Source organism: Streptomyces sp. NBC_00083, assembly GCF_026343295.1.
GTDB lineage: Bacteria > Actinomycetota > Actinomycetes > Streptomycetales > Streptomycetaceae > Streptomyces.
Genome location: NZ_JAPELY010000002.1, coordinates 1,070,331 through 1,087,908, shown reverse-complemented (window position 1 = coordinate 1,087,908; position 17,578 = coordinate 1,070,331). Strand labels below are relative to the sequence as shown.

The 17,578-nt window shown below is 69.8% G+C and carries 16 protein-coding genes and 1 riboswitch; of the genes, 6 read left to right on the top strand and 10 right to left on the bottom strand.

What is annotated here, in order from left to right; genetic code table 11:
* Positions 1–44: 44 nt before the first annotated feature.
* From OOJ98_RS21300 to OOJ98_RS21265, 8 genes are all read right to left on the bottom strand, one after another.
* On the bottom strand, positions 45–1,490 hold the full coding sequence (locus OOJ98_RS21300) for an ABC transporter ATP-binding protein (protein WP_267056526.1): 1,446 nt from the start codon (positions 1,488–1,490) through the stop codon (positions 45–47).
* Positions 1,487–2,611, bottom strand: coding sequence for an ABC transporter ATP-binding protein (locus OOJ98_RS21295; RefSeq protein ID WP_267056525.1), 1,125 nt, complete (start codon positions 2,609–2,611; stop codon positions 1,487–1,489). The genes OOJ98_RS21300 and OOJ98_RS21295 overlap by 4 nt, the downstream gene beginning before the upstream one ends.
* Positions 2,608–3,618, bottom strand: a complete 1,011-nt coding sequence (locus tag OOJ98_RS21290) for an ABC transporter permease (protein ID WP_267056524.1) — start codon at positions 3,616–3,618, stop codon at positions 2,608–2,610. The genes OOJ98_RS21295 and OOJ98_RS21290 overlap by 4 nt, the downstream gene beginning before the upstream one ends.
* A gap of 102 nt (positions 3,619–3,720) precedes the next feature.
* Positions 3,721–5,469 carry an ABC transporter substrate-binding protein gene (locus OOJ98_RS21285; RefSeq protein WP_267056523.1) on the bottom strand — a complete coding sequence of 583 codons (1,749 nt, stop codon included), beginning with the start codon at positions 5,467–5,469 and terminating at the stop codon, positions 3,721–3,723.
* Between the two features lie 55 nt (positions 5,470–5,524).
* A complete protein-coding gene (locus OOJ98_RS21280) occupies positions 5,525–6,523 on the bottom strand; it encodes an ABC transporter permease (protein ID WP_267056522.1) in 999 nt (332 codons plus the stop codon).
* 399 nt (positions 6,524–6,922) lie between these two features.
* Positions 6,923–7,720, bottom strand: a complete 798-nt coding sequence (locus tag OOJ98_RS21275) for an enhanced serine sensitivity protein SseB C-terminal domain-containing protein (protein ID WP_267056521.1) — start codon at positions 7,718–7,720, stop codon at positions 6,923–6,925.
* A 177-nt stretch (positions 7,721–7,897) separates the two neighbouring features.
* A complete protein-coding gene (locus tag OOJ98_RS21270; protein WP_267056520.1) occupies positions 7,898–8,671 on the bottom strand; it encodes an enhanced serine sensitivity protein SseB in 774 nt (257 codons plus the stop codon).
* A 154-nt stretch (positions 8,672–8,825) separates the two neighbouring features.
* Entirely contained in the window at positions 8,826–9,563 is a 738-nt protein-coding gene (locus OOJ98_RS21265) for an ABC transporter ATP-binding protein (protein WP_267056519.1), read from the bottom strand.
* Positions 9,564–9,690: 127 nt separating this feature from the next.
* Positions 9,691–9,788, top strand: a riboswitch (glycine riboswitch).
* Positions 9,789–9,940: 152 nt separating this feature from the next.
* On the opposite strand from OOJ98_RS21265, the gene gcvT reads away from it, so the two are divergent.
* The 4 genes from gcvT (at position 9,941) to OOJ98_RS21245 (ending at position 14,362) form a co-directional block, all read left to right on the top strand.
* Positions 9,941–11,056: a glycine cleavage system aminomethyltransferase GcvT gene (gcvT, locus tag OOJ98_RS21260; protein ID WP_267056518.1), complete on the top strand. Its 1,116-nt coding sequence runs from the start codon at positions 9,941–9,943 to the stop codon at positions 11,054–11,056.
* 100 nt (positions 11,057–11,156) lie between these two features.
* Positions 11,157–11,531: a glycine cleavage system protein GcvH gene (gene gcvH, locus OOJ98_RS21255; RefSeq protein WP_267056517.1), complete on the top strand. Its 375-nt coding sequence runs from the start codon at positions 11,157–11,159 to the stop codon at positions 11,529–11,531.
* 31 nt (positions 11,532–11,562) lie between these two features.
* Positions 11,563–12,822: a serine hydroxymethyltransferase gene (glyA, locus tag OOJ98_RS21250; protein ID WP_267056516.1), complete on the top strand. Its 1,260-nt coding sequence runs from the start codon at positions 11,563–11,565 to the stop codon at positions 12,820–12,822.
* A 157-nt stretch (positions 12,823–12,979) separates the two neighbouring features.
* On the top strand, positions 12,980–14,362 hold the full coding sequence (locus OOJ98_RS21245) for an L-serine ammonia-lyase (protein ID WP_267056515.1): 1,383 nt from the start codon (positions 12,980–12,982) through the stop codon (positions 14,360–14,362).
* 13 nt (positions 14,363–14,375) lie between these two features.
* Here the strand turns inward: OOJ98_RS21245 and OOJ98_RS21240 are convergent, their stop codons facing one another.
* Positions 14,376–15,041 (bottom strand): NADPH-dependent F420 reductase, encoded by a 666-nt coding sequence (locus tag OOJ98_RS21240; protein ID WP_267056514.1) that lies wholly within the window; start codon positions 15,039–15,041, stop codon positions 14,376–14,378.
* A gap of 124 nt (positions 15,042–15,165) precedes the next feature.
* Complete coding sequence (locus tag OOJ98_RS21235) at positions 15,166–15,378, bottom strand: EF-hand domain-containing protein (RefSeq protein ID WP_053726211.1); 213 nt, start codon at positions 15,376–15,378, stop codon at positions 15,166–15,168.
* 306 nt (positions 15,379–15,684) lie between these two features.
* Between OOJ98_RS21235 and OOJ98_RS21230 the strand changes: the two genes are divergently transcribed.
* Both OOJ98_RS21230 and OOJ98_RS21225 read left to right on the top strand, forming a co-directional pair.
* Complete coding sequence (locus OOJ98_RS21230) at positions 15,685–16,380, top strand: tRNA-dependent cyclodipeptide synthase (protein ID WP_267056513.1); 696 nt, start codon at positions 15,685–15,687, stop codon at positions 16,378–16,380.
* Positions 16,377–17,567, top strand: a complete 1,191-nt coding sequence (locus OOJ98_RS21225; protein WP_267056512.1) for a cytochrome P450 — start codon at positions 16,377–16,379, stop codon at positions 17,565–17,567. The genes OOJ98_RS21230 and OOJ98_RS21225 overlap by 4 nt, the downstream gene beginning before the upstream one ends.
* Positions 17,568–17,578: the final 11 nt, after the last annotated feature.

Sequence of the window (17,578 nt, the reverse complement as noted above, 5' to 3'; positions counted from 1 at the left end):
TCTCCCGCTTGGTCATGGACATGACTTTGCCGAACTGACATGCCCTACTTGTCGGTTGACTCCTGGACGCCCTCGTCCCCACGCTCTTCGGCGGACCCGGCACCGGACCCCGCGGCGGCGTCGGCCGCCTCCGGAGCATCCGCCACCTCAGCGGCGCCCGCCGCATCCGCGGCGTCGGCGGACCCGGCCTTGTCGGCAGCGGCGGCCGCCTTGGCCGCACCCGCCGCCTTGGCCTGCTCCGTCGCCTTGGCAGCGCCCTCCGCCTTCGCGGTGTCGGCCGCCGCGGGAGCGTCCGCCGTGCCGGCCGTCGCCGGAGCCTCCGTCACCTCGACGGCGCCCGCCGCCTCGGCGAGCTCGGCCAACTCGACCGGCTCCGTCGGCTCGGTCGCCGCGTCCGGGGTGAGTTCGATCGTCTCCCTGGCGCCCGCCAGAGCCGTCTCGCCCGGCGCCGGGTCCTCCGCGTTCTCCGGGTGGTGGCAGGCCACCCGCTGGCCCGGCTTGAGCTCGATCAGCGGCGGCTCCTGCGTCTTGCAGACCTCCGTCGCCTTCCAGCACCGCGTGTGGAAGCGGCAGCCGCTCGGCGGCGAGATCGGCGAGGGCACGTCGCCCTTGAGCAGGATGCGGTCGCTCTTCATGCCGCGCCGCTTGGGGTCCGGCACCGGCACCGCGGACATCAGCGCCTTGGTGTACGGGTGCATCGGCGCCGCGTAGAGCGACTTGCGGTCGGCCAGCTCGACGATCTTGCCGAGGTACATGACCGCGATGCGGTCCGACACGTGCCGGATGACCGACAGGTCGTGCGCGATGATCACATACGTGAGGCCGAGCTCCTCCTGAAGGTCGTCGAGGAGGTTGACCACCTGGGCCTGGATCGACACGTCGAGCGCCGAGACGGGCTCGTCCGCCACGACGAGCTTCGGGTTGAGCGCGAGCGCGCGGGCGATCCCGATGCGCTGGCGCTGACCGCCGGAGAACTCGTGCGGATAGCGGTTGTAGTGCTCGGGGTTGAGGCCCACCAGCTCCATCAGCCGCTGGACCTCCTTCTTCACCCCGCCCTCGGGCGTGACGCCCTGGAGCCGGAAGGGGGTGGAGACGATGCCGCCGATGGTGTGGCGCGGGTTCAGCGAACCGTACGGGTCCTGGAAGATCATCTGGACGTCACGGCGCAGCGGGCGGATCTTGCCCGCCGACATGTGCGTGATGTCCTGGCCCTCGAACTCGATGGTGCCGCCGGTCGGTTCGAGCAGCCGCGTGATGAGCCGGCCCATCGTCGACTTGCCGCAGCCCGACTCGCCGACGACGCCGAGGGTCTCCCCGGGACGCACGTCGAAGGAGAGCCCGTCGACCGCCTTGACCGCGCTGGTCGCCCGGCCGAGCAGCCCCTTCTTGATGGGGAAGTGCTTGACGAGCCCTTCCACCTTGAGGAGCGGCTCCGGCGAGGCCTGCGACTGCTTCGGGATCGCCTTCTCTGCTGACTTCTTCTCACTCACAGCTTCGGCGCAATCTCTTCGGTCCAGATACGGGTCCGCTCCTCCTGCGACATGTGGCAGGCCGAGAAGTGACCGCTGCCGCCGTCGCCGTCCCACTCCGTGAGCTCGGGGCGCACGGTCCGGGTGACGTTGTCCTTCGGCACGTCCGCGTACGGGCAGCGCGGGTTGAAGGCGCAGCCGGACGGCACGTTGATGAGGGACGGCGGCTGGCCCTTCACCGGGATGAGCCGGTCGGTCTCCTCGCGGTCGATGCGCGGCATCGACCCCAACAGGCCCCAGGTATAAGGGTGTTGGGGGCTGTAGAAGACCTGGTCGGCCGGACCGCGCTCGATGCAGCGGCCGCCGTACATCACGAGGAGCTTGTCCGCCATCTCGGCCACCACACCCAGGTCGTGGGTGATCATGATGACCGCGGAGCCGAACTCCTTCTGCAGGTCCCGGATCAGGTCGAGGATCTGTGCCTGGACGGTGACGTCGAGAGCGGTGGTCGGCTCGTCCGCGATGAGCAGTTCGGGGTTGTTGACCAGCGACATCGCGATCATCGCGCGCTGGCGCATACCGCCGGAGAACTCGTGCGGGTAGCCGTCGACGCGCTTGGCGGGTTCGGGGATGCCGACCCGGTCGAGCATCTCGATGGCGCGGGCCTTGGCGACCTTCTTGCTGACGTCGTGGTGGACCCGGTAGGCCTCCACGATCTGCTTGCCCACCGTGTAGTACGGGTGCATCGCGGACAGCGGATCCTGGAAGATCATCGCCATCTTGCGGCCGCGCAGGCGCCGCACGCGGTCGGCGTCGGCCCCGATCAGCTCCTCGCCGTCCAGCCAGACCTCGCCGGAGATCTTGACGTTGGGCGCGGTGCGGTGCAGGCCCATGATGCCGAGCGAGGTGACCGACTTGCCGGACCCCGACTCGCCCACGATGCCCAGGGTCTCGCCGGGCTTGATGTCGAAGCTGACACCGTCGACCGACTTGACCACGCCGTCCGGCGTGTCGAAGTGGATGCGCAGGTCCCGTACGGACAGGAACGCGTCCGGGTCGCCGGCCGGGCGGGCCTTCTCCGGCTCGCCGACGGCCGCCGTCGCGGTGGTGGCGACGGTCTGCTCCTTGGATTCCTCGCTCACGAGAGCCTCACCCTGGGGTCGATCGCGGCGTACACCAGGTCCACCAGCAGATTGCAGACAACGATGAAGAAGGCGGCGACGAGGGTCACGCCCATGACGATCGGCAGGTCGTTGTTCTGGATGCCCTCGATCGCGTACGCGCCGATTCCCTTGAGGGAGAAGACGGTTTCGGTGATGACGGCGCTGCCGATGAGCAGACCGAAGTCCATGCCGAAGATGGTGACGATCGGGGTCAGCGCGGCCCGCAGGCCGTGCTTGATGATGACCTTGTTCTCCTTGAGGCCCTTGGCACGGGCCGTGCGGATGTAGTCCTCGCTCATGGTCTCCAGCATTCCGGCCCGGGTGAGCCGGGCGTAGAGCGCGGAGTACAGGAAGGCGAGGCTGCACCACGGGATCAGGAGGTTCCAGGCCCACTGGAACGGGTCGTCCGTGAACGGCACGTAGTCGATGCCGTCCCAGATCGGCCACTGCACGGTGAACAGACCGAGCGCCAGCATGCCGGTGAAGAAGATGGGGAGGGAGACGCCGGCCAGGGCGACACCCATGAAGAAGCGGTCCAGGAAGGAGCCGCGCTTGAGCGCCGACACCACGCCCGTGAACACACCGGTGATGAGCCAGATCACGGCGGCACCGATGGCGAGGGAGAAGCTGATCGGAATGCGCGAGGTGAGCTGCGGCCAGATCTCGACGTGAGTCTTGAACGAGTAGCCGAAGCACGGCGCGCTGCAGTGGGAGGCGTCGGGGCCGAAGTGGTAGTCCGCGCCGACGAAGAGCGCCTTGATGAAGTGCCAGTACTGGGTGTACAGGGGCTGGTCGAAGCCCAGGTTCTTCTTCACCGCGGCGATCGAGGAGGGGTTGGCGTCCTTGCCCACGTACTGCGCCGCCAGTTGGTCCACCGACTGGCCGGCGAGCCTGGGTACCAGGAAGAAGATCGCGAAGGTGACTGCGCTGACGATCAGCAGCAGGAGCACCGCGCCGAAAACGCGTCGAATGAGGTACGCAGCCACAGCTGTCCGGCGCTGGTGCCCGCCCGGCCGGGGGTCTCCCGTGACCCGGCGGGCACCAGCGCCTTCACCTGCCTTTCGTGTTTCTGGTGGACGGGGTCCCTGTTACTTGGAGGAGCCCATCAGCAGGTAGTCGTACATGCCGAGGTAGGCCTGCGTCACCGTCACGTTCGTCGCCGACTCGGGGCGGAACAGCAGGTTCTTGCGGTAGATCAGCGGGACGGCGGAGGCGTTGTCCGCGACCATCTTGTCGATGTCGCCCCAGGCCTTCTCACGGGCGTTCTTGTCCGTGTTGGCGATGGCGTCGTTGAGCGCCTTGTTGATCGCCGGGTCATTCAGCTCCTGGACGTTGTTGCCGCCGGAGGGCTTGATGGCCGAGCCGTTGACGATCTGGTCGAGGAAGCCGAAGCCGGTCGGCCAGTCGGCACCCCACGCGGTCATCAGCATGCCGAGCTTGTGGTCGTGCACGTACTGCGGGTTACCGGCGAAGTTGGTGAAGTACTTGCCGGCCGGGAAGGACTTGATGTCGGCGATGACGCCGATCTTCTTCAGCGAGGCCTGGACGGCGGTGGCCATGGCCATCTCGTTCGGGCGGTCGGAGCGGGCCGTCAGGCTGGTGGAGAAGCCGCTCGGCTGCCCGCACTGCTTGAGCTCGTCCTTGGCCTTGGCCTCGTCGCCCTTGTCACCGGGGGTCTGGTACTCGTTGAACTTGGTGTACCCGTTGACGGTGGGCGGCAGCAGCGTCGAGGCGACGTCACCCTTGGGCGCGCCACCACCGGCGGCCTGGACCGACGCCTTGTCGATGCCCCACTGGACGGCCTTGCGGCAGTGGATGTTGTCGAACGGGGCGACGTTGACGTTGAGACCGATGTACGAGGTCGCACCGGCGTAGGAGCTGTCCGTGCGGGACTTCAGCTTCGGGTCGCGGAGGACCTTGGGCTGGGTCTGCGGCGCGACACCCGTGCCGCCGGCGTCGACGGTCAGGTTGTCGGCGATCAGGTCGTTGTCGATCGTCACCTGGTTGATCTTGAACTTGGCGACGATCTTGTCCGGCAGCGCGGGCCGGTTCGGGTCGGTCTTCGCGTCCCACTGCGGGTTGCGGACCAGCGTGGCGCCCTTGCCCTCGTCGTACGACTCGAACTTGTACGGGCCGGTGGACGAGATGTGCTGGACGTAGGCGGCGCCCTTGTCCTTGGCGGCCTGCACGGGCGCGGTCTGCGAGAACGTCGCCAGGTAGTCGAAGTCCGCGAAGGCGTCCTTCAGCTTGAAGACGATGGTGGTGTCGTCCGGCGTCTCGATGGAGGCGATGCCGTCGGGGTTCTTGTCCTTGTACGGACCCTGGTACGTGTCGCCGCCTATGAGGTGCGCCTTGAAGTACGTCGGGCCGTTGGACAGGGCCTCCGGCGCGAAGTTGGAGCGCTCGACGGCGTACTTGACGTCCTTCGCCGTGATCGGCGTGCCGTCGTCGTACTTGAGCCCCTTCTTGAGCTTGTACGTCCACGTCTTGGCGCCGTCGCTGGGCACGCCCAGACCCTCGGCGAGGTCCGGCACGACCTCCAGGCCCGCCTTGCCGGCGGCCGGCTTGAAGGTGGTGAGCGTACGGCTGTAGAGGCGCGAGAAGTTCTGCACCCAGCCGTAGTACGTGTTGCCCGGGTCGAGGGAGTCGGGCACGTCCGACATGTCGAGCGTGAGCGTGCCCCCCTTCTTGTCGGACGTGTTGACCACGGACGTGAGCGCGGCGTCGGCGGTGGACTTGCCGCCCGACGACTTCTTGTCGCCGCCACCGCACGCGGTGGCACCGAGCGCCAGAGCCACGGTTGTGGCGATCACAAGGGTCGCTTTACGAGACTTCACCGGAGGAATGCCCCCTCTTGGGATGGGTGCGGCTGGGAAACAGCGGGCCGCGTGCTTACTTGGTGCGCGGGTCGAGGGCGTCGCGCAGCCCGTCGCCCAGCAGGTTGAACGCCAGGACCGTGATGAAGATGGCCACGCCCGGCACGATCATGTACTGCGGGTCGGCCGCGTACAGCTCGGTAGCCGAGGTGAGCATGCCGCCCCACGAGGCCTGCGGCGGCGCGATGCCGACGCCGAGGAAGCTGAGGCCCGCCTCGAAGAGGATGTTCGTGGGGATGAGCAGCGTCGCGTACACGAGGATCGGCGCGACGAGGTTCGGCAGCAGCTCACGGAAGAGGATGAACCAGCCCCGGGCGCCCAGGCTTCGGGACGCCTCGACGAACTCGCGTTCGCGCAGGCTGAGGGTCTGGGCCCGCACGATGCGGCCCATGTACGGCCAGCTGAAGAAGCCGATCACGAAGATCAGTACGCAGATCCGGAGCGGCAGTCCCGTGAGACCGAACGCGCCGTCCTGCAGGGACGCCGAGATGGAGATGGCGAAGAGCAGCAGCGGGAACGCCAGGAAGACGTCCATGGTGCGGCTGATGAGGGTGTCCGCCCAGCCTCCGTAGAAGCCCGCGGTGACGCCCATGATCACGCCGATGGTGACGGCGAGGAGGGTGGCGCCTCCGGCGACGAGGAGCGAAACCCAGGACCCCTCGATGATGCGGGACATGATGTCTCGTCCGTACTGCGGGTCCACACCCAGCGGGTGGGCCCAACTCATGCCGCCCCAAGCGCCCTTGGGTGCGAGGAGGGCGGGGTCGATCAGATCCTGGTTGAAGGCGTTGGGGTCGAGCCCGAACGCCCACTGGATCGGTTTCGCCAGAACCGCGAGGAGGATCAGCAGGATGACGACAACGCCGCCGGCGACCGCCATCTTGTCGCGCTTGAACCGCGCCCAGGCGATCTGTCCGAGTGAACGGCCCTCGATCTGGCTCTGCTTGGCCCCCGTGAGTACTGCCTCCGGCTGCGCTTCGGCAGCCGAACCGGTGGTCTCGATCGGTGCGGTCACAGTGCCTCTGACCCCTCCCGGCCGGCGGTGGCCGGCCCGTACCAGCCGCTGTGGCGGCTTGTTTCATCAGTGGTGCGGTGATCTGCGCAGGGCACGCATAGCCCTGTCCGCTCAGCGCGAGACTGGCGCCCCAGCGGGCCGACCAGCCTTATTGCCGGGAGTCTTCATCGGCGTCGCGATCACCCGCCAGACCTGACGGGGAATGTATGCGTAAACGTGATGCGGAATGGGGGTTTCCGTTATGCGGACGCGGGTTAACCAGGGCCGGACGTGCGGAAGTTGGGGCGCAGGTGACGTGCGGGTCCATTGCGGTCGTCGCCGCATCAGAACGGACATTCCCTCGGCACCCGGGGAGAGTTGGCGGGGTCTGTCCCGGTTGGTTACCCGCCCGGGGCGGGGCTAGTAGACGCGCGGAGCGGCCGGCGGGTAGCCGTATCCGGACGTACCGGGCGCGGGGGCGGCGTGGGCCTCGCGGTCGTAGAACGGCCGGGCATGGGCTTTCAGCCACAGGGCCACCGGGTCGTAACCGTCGGACATCGCCACGGTGGAGACGGGGAGCCCGTCGGGCACGGCCGCGACGGACTGCTGCATCATCGCCCGCACCGCCTCGACCGACTGGGCTGCGGTGTCGTAGAGATCGAGACCGATGGCGAGGTAGGGCGCGCCGAGCGCGGGCTGCACCCAGGCGCGGCGCAGCGAGCGGACGGCCGGGGTGCGGTACGCGTTCTGCGTGAGCAGGGCGTAGAACTGCGGGACCTCGACGGCCGGTTCGCTCAGCCGGAGCGGGCCGGCGGGCATCCGGTCGAGGCCGGTGGCGATGCGCCGCAGATCGGTCCAGGGGATGCCGACCCCGCCGCCGGGGGCGTGCGGGTTGAGCCAGATCCCGTACCGGTCGGGGTAGAGGGCGCGGGCGACGTCGAGGCCGCCGGCCACCTCGTGCGCGCGGTTCCAGCCGCTGGCGGAGAGCTCCTGCGGGGAGGTCACACACGGCGCGTACGCGACGCCGTCGACCTCCATGTTTCCGTACTGCGCGTCGGGCGAGCCCGGCCGGCCGTTCCACAGCAGCATCCAGAGCCGGCCGGACGCGGGGTCGGCGAGGGCGTGGAGCAGCGCCTCGTACAGGTCGTAGCGTCCGGGCGTCACCTGGCGCAGCATGTGCTCGACCTGTCCGGCCGCCGCGGTGCCTGACGCGCTCACCCTGGGTTCCGCCCCTCTTCGATCCACCGTGCCGACGTCCTGCGCCACCCCGAAGCCTCACACCCCCGGGCACACGCGTGCGGCTGCGGGACTGCAAGGGTCATGAAACCAGGTTAAGCCGCGGTACAGGCATCGCCATGGCCCGGCGGAGTCCTGCCGTGACGTACCCGTCGCTCGCTACTGCACCCGGGCGTAGAAGGGGCGCACCCGGTCGCGCATCCAGGTGGCGACCGGATCCTGTGTCACGTCGAGCAGGACGAGGTTGACCGGCCAGCCGACCGGGACCCGTTCGAGGGCGCGGCCGAGTGCCTCCATGGGGGCGTTGCGGCCCGCGCCGTCCCAGGTGGAGAACTCCACGCCGATGAAGAGGGTGGGCGACTCGCCCTCGATGGAGGCGAGCGCGCGGCGGGCGCTGAGCACCACGCCGGTCGCCTCGAACTCGGTGGCGGCGGCGTTCAGGAAGTCGACCGGGTCCTCCTGCCAGTCCGGCTCGAAGAGGCGTACCCGGGCGCCGGACGCGGGTCCGTCGAGTGCGGTACGCCCGGTACGGCACAGCTCGGCGACGGCCGGCGGCGGCAGCGGCATCCCGACGGCGCCCTCGGGGTTGACCACGATGCCGAGCTGCGGCGGGAGCCCCCGGGCGAACTCGACGGCCGGCGCCACCGCGAACGGCATGTGGCCGCCGACGCACTGGCGGAACTGCTGCTCGGAGCTGTAGACGGGGACGTAGGGGGCGCCGTCGAGCTCCATCGTGGGCAGATCGAGGTCGGTGCTCTCCTGGCTGCCGCCGTTGGGCAGCGGCACCCAGACCGCGTTGCGGCCGAGCACCTCTATCAGCCGCGGGCCCGCGTCGGGCTGCCCGAGGGCCGCGGCGAGCGCCTCTTCGAGTTCGTTGCCCGGCCAGCCCCCGCCGCCGAGCGGGTGCGCGAACGCCTGCTCCGGAAAGTTCATGTGTGCTGTCCTTCTCCCCCTGCTGCCTGCCGGCTCTCCCCCGACGGTCCGCCGGCCCGCACGGCCGTACCCCACGACCCTAACGCCGGAGTCGCGGTGGCGGGAAAGCGGCGGGAAAGCCACCGCGAAAGGGCCCGGCACACGCCACCCGGCGCTACTCGGTGAAGCCGATCCGTCGCAGCACGGAGGCGGACTCCCGGTCGAGCAGCACCGCGCCGGCACACCCGGTGGGCAGCCGTCCGGCCTCCACCTGCGCGATCAGGCGGCGGGCCGCGCCGCGGTGCCGGGCGAAGGCGTACGCCGAGACCCAGCGGCCCCGGGCGGCCTGGCCTTCCAGGGCGGTGCCGGCCGGCACGTCGAGCACGACCAGGCGCAGCGCGCGTCCCCTGCGCCGGGCGCCCCGGCCGAGCCAGTGGCGCACCCAGGCCTGGGTGCCGCAGTCGTGCACGACGAGGCTGTCGCCCGAGCGCATCGCCCACCAGGTCCTGACGAAGTGCGCGGTGCGGGTGAGGGGGCGGTAGAGGGCGTACGGGACGGCGGGCAGTCTGCGCTGCCAGGCGAGCCGGGTGTCCTGGGAGTCGATGTGCCGGTCGGTGACGGTGCGGCGCATCAGCGTGGTCTTTCCGCTGCCGGGCAGGCCGGAGACGACGACGATGTCGCCCGCGTCGAAGAGGAGCTCGGACGGGGTGAGTGCGGGGCGCCCGCGCAGGTCCCGTACCGCGTCGGGCCCGGCGCCGGTCCCCGGGGCGGCGCCCTTCCTCTCCGGAGCCGCGGCGCGCGCCGCGTCGGTCGCGCCCGCCTCCTTGGCCGTGCGTGGCGCCGGCACCGCCCGGCCGGGTGCGTCCGGTGCGGGCACCTCCCGCACCTGACCGGTCTCGCGTCCCGCCGTCATGGCACTCCCCCTGTTCGCTTCCGCGTCCCTTGCCCACGGAGTGTAAAGAGTGAGTAATAGGTCACCGGCGATGTGCCGCTTCCGGGAGCCGTGCAATGATGTGCGCGCCAACTGCATACCGGCCGTTCGAATCCGCGCGGGAGAGTCCTCAGCAGCAGTGAGCTGGGGCGCCGAAGGAGCAAGTTCCTCCCTTGAATCTCTCAGGCCCCGTACCGCGCGGGTGAGGCAGATCTGAAAAGCGGACCGTCCCTGCCGGGCGGTCCCACCCAAGGTGCAAGCCGTGCCGCGCAGCGCGCGACGGTGAACCTCTCAGGTTCCGATGACAGATGGGGAGGATGTCCTCGACCGTCATGCCCCGGGACCTTGGAGCACCATCCATGAGCAACACCCCCCGCCTCACCTCCCTCGATGCCCTGCATCGCTCGCTGGGCGCCACGATGACCGACTTCGCGGGCTGGGACATGCCGCTGCGGTACGGGAGCGAGCGCGACGAGCACAACGCCGTACGGACCCGGGCCGGAATCTTCGACCTCTCCCACATGGGCGAGATCACCGTCACCGGCGCCGAGGCCATGAAGGCGCTCAACTACGCGCTCGTCGGCAACATCGCGACCATCGGCGTGGGCCGCGCCCGGTACACGATGATCTGCCAGGAGGACGGCGGGATCGTCGACGACCTGATCGTCTACCGCCTGGGCGAGGACGAGTACATGGTGGTCGCCAACGCGGGCAACGCGCAGATCGTGCTCGACGCGATCACCGAGCGCGCCGCGGGGTTCGACGCCGAGGTCCGCGACGACCGCGACGCCTACGCGCTGATCGCCGTGCAGGGCCCCGAGTCCCCCGGCATCCTGAAGTCCGTGACCGACGCCGACCTCGACGGCCTGAAGTACTACGCGGGCCTGCCCGGCACCGTCGCCGGTGTCCCGGCGCTCATCGCCCGCACCGGCTACACCGGCGAGGACGGCTTCGAGCTGTTCGTGGCGCCCGAGCACGCCGAGCAGCTGTGGCGCGCGCTGACCGAGGCCGGCCAGGACGCGGGCCTGGTGCCGTGCGGCCTGTCCTGCCGCGACACGCTGCGTCTGGAGGCGGGCATGCCGCTGTACGGGCACGAGCTGACCACCGCGCTCACGCCGTTCGACGCCGGTCTCGGGCGGGTCGTGAAGTTCGAGAAGGACGGCGACTTCGTGGGCCGTACGGCGCTTGAGGCCGCCGCCGCGAAGGCGGAGACCGACCCGCCGCGCAAGCTCGTCGGCCTGATCGCCGAGGGCCGCCGGGTGCCGCGCGCCGGGTTCTCCGTCGTGGCCGGCGGCGAGGTCGTCGGCGAGGTCACCTCGGGCGCCCCGTCGCCGACGCTGGGCAAGCCGATCGCCATCGCCTACGTGGACGCCGCGCTCGCCGCGCCCGGCACGGCGGGCGTCGGCATCGACATCCGCGGCACGCACGAGCCGTACGAGGTCGTCGCGCTGCCCTTCTACAAGCGTCAGAAGTGACCCGCGCCTCCCTCTGCCCCTCCCCTTCTCGTCCCGCCGTCCGAGACACTCGACGAGACCCCGTCAGCAGCACTCCCCCGCGTACAGGAGAATTCAGGTCATGAGCAACCCGCAGCAGCTGCGCTACAGCAAGGAGCACGAGTGGCTGTCGGACGCCGAGGGCGGCGTCTCGACGGTCGGCATCACGGAGCACGCGGCCAACGCGCTCGGTGACGTCGTGTACGTACAGCTCCCCGGGGTGGGTGACACGGTGACCGCGGGCGAGACCTGCGGCGAGCTGGAGTCCACCAAGTCGGTCAGCGACCTGTACTCCCCGGTCACCGGCGAGGTCGTCGAGGCCAACCAGGACGTGGTCGACGACCCGTCGCTCGTCAACTCGGCCCCGTTCGAGGGCGGTTGGCTCTTCAAGGTGAAGGTCACGGACGAGCCGGGCGACCTGCTCACCGCAGCCGAGTACACCGACTTCGCCAGCTGATCTAGACCACCAGGGATACAGGGATCGTCTGATGTCGCTTCTGAACCAGCCCCTCCACGAGCTGGACCCGGACGTCGCCGCCGCCGTCGACGCCGAGCTCCACCGTCAGCAGTCCACCCTCGAGATGATCGCGTCGGAGAACTTCGCTCCGGTCGCCGTCATGGAGGCCCAGGGCTCGGTCCTCACCAACAAGTACGCCGAGGGCTACCCGGGCCGCCGCTACTACGGCGGCTGCGAGCACGTCGACGTGGTCGAGCAGATCGCGATCGACCGCATCAAGGCGCTGTTCGGCGCCGAGGCCGCCAACGTGCAGCCCCACTCGGGCGCGCAGGCCAACGCGGCCGCGATGTTCGCGCTGCTCAAGCCGGGCGACACGATCATGGGTCTCAACCTGGCCCACGGCGGTCACCTGACCCACGGCATGAAGATCAACTTCTCCGGCAAGCTCTACAACGTGGTCCCGTACCACGTCGACGAGACCGGCGAGGTCGACATGGCCGAGGTCGAGCGCCTGGCCAAGGAGTCGAAGCCGCAGCTGATCGTGGCCGGCTGGTCCGCCTACCCCCGCCAGCTGGACTTCGCCGCGTTCCGCCGGATCGCGGACGAGGTCGGCGCGTACCTGATGGTCGACATGGCCCACTTCGCGGGTCTCGTCGCCGCCGGTCTGCACCCGAACCCGGTGCCGCACGCCCACGTCGTGACCACCACCACGCACAAGACCCTCGGCGGTCCGCGCGGCGGTGTCATCCTGTCGACGCAGGAGCTCGCCAAGAAGATCAACTCGGCGGTCTTCCCGGGTCAGCAGGGCGGCCCCCTGGAGCACGTCATCGCGGCGAAGGCGGTGTCCTTCAAGGTCGCGGCGTCCCCCGAGTTCAAGGAGCGCCAGCAGCGCACCCTGGACGGCGCCCGGATCCTGGCCGAGCGCCTGGTCCAGGACGACGTCAAGGCCGTGGGCGTCGACGTGCTCACCGGCGGCACCGACGTGCACCTGGTCTTGGTGGACCTGCGCAACTCGGAGCTCGACGGACAGCAGGCCGAGGACCGTCTCCACGAGGTCGGCATCACGGTCAACCGGAACGCCATCCCGAACGACCCGCGCCCGCCGATGGTCACCTCGGGTCTGCGCATCGGCACCCCGGCGCTCGCCACCCGCGGCTTCGGTGACGACGACTTCCGTGAGGTCGCCGACATCATCGCCGAGGCGCTGAAGCCGGAGTTCGACAAGGACGCGCTGTCGGCCCGGGTGTCCGCTCTGGCCGCCAAGCACCCGCTGTACCCCGGCCTGAAGTAGTTTCGTACGCTTTCGTTCTCGGTTCATTCCGTACGAAGCCCCGGGGCACCGCGCACACTGGGTAGTGAGCGCGGTGCCCCGTCCCATGTTGTGCCAGCTTTGCTCTGCGATACCCCGGCAGACAACGGCGTCTACCAACCCCCACAAGGAGTCTCCCGTGGCCATCTCGGTCTTCGACCTCTTCTCGATCGGCATCGGCCCGTCCAGCTCCCACACCGTCGGCCCGATGCGGGCGGCCCGGATGTTCGCCGCGCGCCTGAAGAACGAGGGCCTGATCGCGCACACCACGCGGATACGAGCCGAGCTGTACGGCTCGCTCGGCGCGACCGGACACGGCCACGGCACCCCCAAGGCGGTGCTGCTCGGCCTGGAGGGCGACTCGCCGCGCACCGTCGACGTGGAGACCGCCGACGCCCGGGTGGAGCAGATCAAGGAGTCGGGCCGGCTGAACGTGCTCGGCATGCACGAGATCGCCTTCGCCTACGACGACGACCTGGTCCTGCACCGCCGCAAGGCGCTGCCTTACCACGCCAACGGCATGACGGTCTTCGCGTACGACATCGACGGCGCGCTGATCCTGGAGAAGACGTACTACTCGGTCGGCGGCGGCTTCGTGGTCGACGAAGATGCCGTGGCCGGCGACAACCCGATCGTGCCGGACGACACCGTCCTCAGGCACCCCTTCCGCACCGGTGACGAGCTGCTGCGGCTCGCCAAGGAGACCGGCCTGTCGATCTCCGCGCTGATGCTGGAGAACGAGAAGGCCTGGCGCACCGAGGACGAGATCCGTTCGGGGCTCCTGGACATCTGGCGGGTCATGCAGGCCTGTGTCTCGCGCGGCATGTCCCGCGAGGGCATCCTGCCCGGCGGCCTCAAGGTCCGCCGCCGCGCCGCGACCACCGCGCGGCAGCTGCGCGTCGAGGGCAACCCCGAGGCGCACGCCATGGAGTGGGCGACGCTGTACGCGATGGCGGTCAACGAGGAGAACGCGGCGGGCGGCCGGGTCGTGACCGCGCCCACCAACGGCGCGGCCGGCATCATCCCGGCGGTCCTGCACTACTACATGAACTTCGTGCCCGGCGGCACTCCCCAGGAGAAGGAGGACGGCATCGTCCGCTTCCTCCTCGCGGCCGGCGCGATCGGCATGCTGTTCAAGGAGAACGCCTCGATCTCCGGCGCCGAGGTCGGCTGCCAGGGCGAGGTCGGCTCCGCCTGCTCGATGGCGGCGGGCGCGCTCGCCGAGGTGCTGGGCGGCACCCCGGAACAGGTCGAGAACGCGGCCGAGATCGGCATGGAGCACAACCTGGGCCTGACCTGTGACCCGGTCGGCGGCCTCGTGCAGATCCCGTGCATCGAGCGCAACGGCATGGCCGCGGTGAAGGCCGTCACCGCCGCGAAGATGGCGATGCGCGGCGACGGCAGCCACAAGGTGTCCCTGGACAAGGTCATCAAGACGATGAAGGAGACGGGGGCCGACATGAGCGTCAAGTACAAGGAGACGGCTCGCGGCGGCCTCGCCGTCAACATCATCGAGTGCTGATCCGCTCCACCGCTCAGAAGCTGTGTGCGGCCGGCCTCTCCCTGGGGGCCGCCGCCAGGGCCGCGGTGACCTCCTCGACTCCGCCGCGCAGGCCGTAGACCGGGGTCGCGGGCTGCTGGCGCCAGGAGTCGTCGATGCCGCCCGCGTCGACGGTGTCGAAGCCCAGCTCGTCGACGAGTTCGCGGACCAGCCGCTTGGCCGCCTCGTCGTCGCCCGCCACCGGTACGGCGATCCGCTCGGGGTCGCCCTGCGGGCGCGGCCGCTCCAACAGGTCCTGCGCGTACGTGCCGTTGAAGACCTTGATGACCGGGTGGCCGATGTGCTGCTCGGTCCAGCGGCTCTCGGTGAGGCCGTCGCCGTCCTCGATCGCGTCGATCCGGCCGTCGCGCTCCTTCGGGTAGTAGTTCCCGGTGTCGATGACGGCGACGCCGTCGGCCGCCTTGTCGAAGAGGCCCTTCGGCAGGTCGGGCACGTGCTTGAGGGGGATGGTGACGACGACGACCTGGGCGCCGTCGGCCGCCTCCGCGACGGTGACCGGGGTCGCGCCGGTCTCCTCGGCGAGGGCGGAGAGGGTGTGCGGGCCGCGGGAGTTGGCGACGGACACCTGGTGGCCGAGCGCGGTGAGGCGGCGGGTCAGGTTGCCGCCGATGTTGCCCGCGCCGATGATGCCGATCTTCATGAGCTGGCCTTCCGGGAGTGGGTGCGTTGGCACGCTCCGGGAACCTGCGGCCACGGCGGGTTATTCCGGCCCGGCCCGGTGGCGCGCCGCGTGCGCGGACGTACGCCACCGGAACCGATCGGGGTCACTTGTTCAGCGACGCCCAGAACTCCTCGAAGGAGAGCTTGCCGTCGCCGTTGGCGTCCTTGGCCTTGATGATGGCCTGAGCCACGGTCTCGGTGACGTGGAAGTCGCCCAGCTGCGCCATGACCGCCTTGTACTCGCTCGCGGTGACGCGTCCGTCGCCGTCGATGTCGAGCTTCGCGAACGCCTTGCGCGCCTCTTCGATGTCCGCCACTGGGTCCACCCCTTTGTTGGTGCCACTGCTTGGTGCTTTTCTGACGCCGGTCAGATTAGCCGCCCATGTGCGCACGCACTGCGGCGGCCAGCCCTTTGCGGGCGGGCGCCGACTCAGACGTGGACCGGCCCTCTCTGACTGTTCGAAATACAGAAAGGACGGTTTCGCGCCCGACGAAGAGGACTTCGCGCCAAGTTCACGCCACGGCTTCCTCACGCTCCGCCATCGGGCGATAACTTCTTGCTGTCGTCGCCACACCGGGAGCACAGGGCCCCCAGGGACTAGCGGCGCTGGGGCGTACCAGCTGTGACCATCACAACTGAAGCATTCACCGTGCAGCCCTTCACTCGAAGTTGCCACCAGATATGGGACGAGGGCGATCACGTCCTCATCGGGGTGAGTCCGGGAAACAGCTACTTCAGCGCCGGGCGCATCACCGATCTCGTCCGCTGGGCTTCGGCACGGTTCACCCGCATCGACATCGTCTACGCCGACCTCCATGTCACCGAGCTGTTCACCGCGCTCGGCTACGACCCGGAGCACGCGGCCCGGCGGGCCTCCAAGGAGGTGAAGGCCGTACGCCGCCGGGTGGTGCGGGGCGTCGAGGAGGCGGAGGCGCACGGCACGCCGGTCGGGGTGCACGGACTCTCGGAGTTCGCCGGCAATCCCGTGTACGAGCTGCTGCACCGCCGGGTGCGGCACTTCCTCACGACCGACCCGGGCTTCCGCGCCGCCTGTGAGCGGATGGCGGCGCACTTCCTGTCCACGAAGGTCGGCGATCCGGCCGCGAGCGCCGAGCAGCTCTCCGCCTGCCTCGACTACATCACCGCCGAACTCCCCTTCTTCCTCGACACCCCCGGCATCCTCGGCGTCCCGTCCTCGGTGTCGTCGTACCACGTGCCGATCCCCCTCACCGATCTCCTGTACGCGAAGGGCGGCGGGCTGCGCGCCTCCCGCAACCAGGCCTATGCCGTGGTGCGCCCGGAAGGAATTCCCGCATGATCCCCGAGCCCGTCCTCGACTTTCCGCTCTCCCGGCGCGGCGACGTGCTGCCCGCCGAGTGCGCCTCGCTGCGCGCGAAGCGTCCGGTGGCCCGGGTGCGCACGCTCACCGGCGACCAGGCCTGGCTGGTGAGCAGCCACGCCCTGGCCAAACAGGTCCTGGAGGACGAGCGGTTCAGCCTCAAGGACACGGCGAACGCCGGAGTGCCGCGCCAGTACGCGCTGACGATCCCGCCCGAGGTCGTCAACAACATGGGCAACATCAACAGCGCCGGGCTGCGCAACGCCGTGATGAAGTCGCTCAGCCCGCGCGCGGACGGCCTGTCCGAGCGGCTGCGCGAGCGGGCCGGGGAGTTCGTCGACGCGCTGCTCGCCGAGGGCCCGCCGGCCGATCTGCGGGCCGGGTTCGCCGACCCGTTCTCGGCGGCGCTGCACTGCGACGTCATCGGGGTGCCGTTCGACGACTGGCGCCGGCTCATGTCCGGACTCGACGTGGCCTTCATGACCAGCGCGCACACCTTCGAGGGTGCCGGGCTCAACTGGTACAAGGACCTCGGGTACATGGTGGAGCGGCTCAACGCGCCGGACGTGCCGCCGGAGAGCCTGCTCGGCCGGCTCGGCGCGCTGCGCGAGGACCAGGAGTCGGCGCACCTCACCGACGAGATGCTGGCCACGGTCGCGGTCTCGTTGTTCGGTGCGGGCGCGGTCTCCACCTCGGCGTTCCTGGTGCTCGCGATCCTCGCCCTGCTCCAGCATCCGGAGCTGATCGGTTACCTGCGCGAGCATCCCGAGCGCATGGGCCGGGCCGTGGAGGAGCTGCTGCGCTGGAACCTGTCGATCGGCGACGGGCTGCCCCGGCTCGCCCTCGAAGACGTACAGCTGGGTGAAGTCCTGGTCCAGAAGGGCGAGTTGGTCCTCGTCCTGGTCGAGGGAGCCAACTTCGACCCGGAGGTGTTCACCGATCCCGACCGCCTCGACCTGGACCGCGAGCACAACCCGCACCTCTCGTTCGGCGCGGGCCGGCACTTCTGCCCGGCGACCGGGCTCGGCCGGCTGCACGCCGAGACGGCGCTCGCGGTCCTGGTGGACCGGCTGCCGGGGCTGCGCCTCGCGGTGCCGGCCGAACAACTGGTGTGGCGTACGGGATTCATCAAGCGGCTGCCCGAACGGCTGCCGGCGCTGTGGTGACCCGCGGGTGC

What these genes read in the sequence shown, in the direction of transcription:
- OOJ98_RS21270 (WP_267056520.1), bottom strand. Translation starts at nt 8,671, where the DNA reads ATGAACTTTCCGGAGCAGGCGTTCGCGCACCCGCTCGGCGGCGGGGGC.
- OOJ98_RS21265 (WP_267056519.1), bottom strand. Translation starts at nt 9,563, where the DNA reads ATGACGGCGGGACGCGAGACCGGTCAGGTGCGGGAGGTGCCCGCACCG.
- gcvT (WP_267056518.1), top strand. Translation starts at nt 9,941, where the DNA reads ATGAGCAACACCCCCCGCCTCACCTCCCTCGATGCCCTGCATCGCTCG.
- gcvH (WP_267056517.1), top strand. Translation starts at nt 11,157, where the DNA reads ATGAGCAACCCGCAGCAGCTGCGCTACAGCAAGGAGCACGAGTGGCTG.
- glyA (WP_267056516.1), top strand. Translation starts at nt 11,563, where the DNA reads ATGTCGCTTCTGAACCAGCCCCTCCACGAGCTGGACCCGGACGTCGCC.
- OOJ98_RS21240 (WP_267056514.1), bottom strand. Translation starts at nt 15,041, where the DNA reads ATGAAGATCGGCATCATCGGCGCGGGCAACATCGGCGGCAACCTGACC.
- OOJ98_RS21225 (WP_267056512.1), top strand. Translation starts at nt 16,377, where the DNA reads ATGATCCCCGAGCCCGTCCTCGACTTTCCGCTCTCCCGGCGCGGCGAC.